Below are 2,508 nucleotides of genomic sequence, written 5' to 3'. Positions count from 1 at the left end.
GCCTTCACCACGCGCTCGCGCAGATCCTGGCTGTAGGGTCGGCCCATGCTTCGCTCCTTCTCAAGAGCGATCAGTGAATCAGTCCAACAGCGCCGCGTGAACCCCACCTGCCCGATTCAGCGCAGCCCGAAAACGCTCTAGTGGAGGCCCCTTACCCCTGGGCAGGCATAAGTGAGCATCTCAGCGACGTGCGACGGCACCTAAGCCGAGCGTATCAAGGACGCGCTTACGGTAGGAGGCGTCATCCTCGCTGAGGTCACCCTTTTCTAAGCGAACGATCATGGATGGGTCGACGCTGGCGAGTTCGGCCAAGGCCTCGACGGAGTAAGCGCATCGCAGGCGGGCAGCGCGCACCTGCGATGCCAGGCGTTGGTGATAGTCCGAGGGAGGATCGTTCGAAATGCTCATAGGCCGGCCTACGCAGGTCGAGAGCACTCGGTTTCATCACGTGCCTGTTAAATTGATCCCGATGGCTTTGACCGGGGCAGCCCCAGATCCGTCAAACCAAGCCCCCGCGCCAAACCGATCGCAGCCTCCAGTGAAAGATCGTTGCTGGTGCCTTGTTCGATCGCGTCGATAACGCTCGGATCGGTCCCCAGGAGGCGTGCAGCGGTGATCAGATCCAAACATAGCTTGGCACGCGCCGGTCTCGCATGGTGGGCAAGGTTCTGAAGTAGGGCCCGTTTTCGTTCCGCTGTTTGTTCCATGCACACTGCATGAGTTCCTCGTGAACGACGAATTGCCGCTCACCGAGCATAGCTGTTTAAACCCGACATCCTCCTACCTGTGGTTGATACCCTGCCATTCCTACAACGCAAGGAACCCGCTGTGGGCGATCTCGCTCCCATCATGGATCAGTCTGGGCACCGCGATCCGCGCACGGTGGTCGGCTACATCCGGCGAGCGAACGCCTTCAAAGGGCACTCGGGGAGCGGGTTCCTGTAGAACTTAGCTGTCTAGTCGCGCTTTACCCACGCGCGTCTGTCCGGCGATACCAAGCCATAACGATGATAACCGATAAAGAGCTTGGTCCGCATTACTGCCGCTGCATTGCCATAACAATAACCCTTGGTGCTATGCAGCTAGACCTGAAAAGGGGCTGATGGCGCCTATTTGAGCAAAGATCTAGTAGTTAGATTATTAACCATATCACGCTTAGCGTCGAGATTGGCCCATACTATCTTTAGATCGATCGGACGTCGTTCGTGCGCTTAACTTCAATCTCGATCAAGGCGAAACTTATCGCCGCCTTTGCTACGCTTTGTGCCTTGATGCTGGGTGTAGGTGCTGTTGGGTTATGGGGTATTATAGATCTGAGCCGGGAGAACGCTAATCTTGGGCGCAACACTGTTCCGAGCGTGCGCTACGCGGGCGAGTTACGTGGCAACGTCATCGATGTGCGGGTTAGCGTCGTCAATCACGTACTCTACGCTGAGCCCAGCCGCATGGCCGCTGAGGAGCAAGCTTTGTCGGAAAAGATGAGACTGGTCGAACGGGCTGCCGATGCCTATGCGCCGCTCGTCAGCCTACCGGGCGAGCAGGCGATGTTTGATACCTTTAGGCAAGAATGGAAATCTTTCATCGCGGCGGTCGATGGTGTCCTTGCGCATTCACGCGCCGGGAAGAAGGACATCGCACAGAACGAGATGACCGAGCGTGTGCGTCCACGCATCAAGGTAGCAGCCAAGGCGCTGGATGACATTCTGGCACTTAACAATGCGGCGGGTTATGCCGTTGTAGCGCAGGGCGAGGCGACCGCCCAACGGGTCCAAGCTCTAATGATTGTGATCGGTCTCGCGAGCGTCGCCTTCGCCGCGGTGCTCGCAGGACTCATAATTTGGAGCATTGGGAAGGGCATCCGCACCGTGCTCGCTCCTATGGGCCGTCTCGCCTCAGGGGATCTCGCTGCCGACATTCCTTATCAAGGCGTCCGCACTGAGATGGGTGCGATCGCCGATGCCGTGCAGGTGTTCAAGGACGGTCTGATCCGGATGCGGTCTCTGGAAGAGGAGACCGCGCAGGCCCGTCTGGCTGCCGAGGAGCAGCGCAAGGCCGGGATGCGCCAGATGGCTGACGGCTTCGAGGCCGCAGTTGGGGGGATCATCGGCATGGTGTCATCATCGGCGACCGAGCTGCAGGCCACGGCCCAGACCATGACCGCGACGGCGACGGAAACGGCGAGCCAATCCACGACCGTGGCCGCCGCCGCCGAGGAGGCCGCCACCAACGTCAACACGGTCGCCGCGGCGGCCGAGGAGCGTGGCTCATCTGCGCAGGAGAACAGTGGATAGGTCGATGGCTCTGCTGCCCTCGCACAGCAGTCTGTCACCGAGGGCGATCAAACCGGAACGCTGGTGCAGGAATTGAGCACGGCGGTCTCGCGCATCGGCGACGTGGTCGGCGTAATCTCCACCATCGCCGGACAAACCAACCTTCTGGATCTGAATGCTAGCATGTAGGAAGCCCGTGCCGGTGAAGCGGGATGAGGCTTCGCGGTGTTCGCGGCCG

General features: G+C 59.8%; 1 pseudogene. It reads left to right on the top strand.

Features of this window, described 5'->3' with window-relative positions:
• Positions 1–1,205: 1,205 nt before the first annotated feature.
• A pseudogene (locus MKK64_RS02040) lies at positions 1,206–2,456 on the top strand (MCP four helix bundle domain-containing protein); the annotation flags it as partial.
• Positions 2,457–2,508: the final 52 nt, after the last annotated feature.

The organism is Methylobacterium sp. E-025 (assembly GCF_022829705.1).
Classification (GTDB): Bacteria; Pseudomonadota; Alphaproteobacteria; order Rhizobiales; family Beijerinckiaceae; genus Methylobacterium.
The sequence above is the reverse complement of the archived record's forward strand: the minus strand, read 5'-3'. Positions and strand labels throughout refer to the sequence as shown.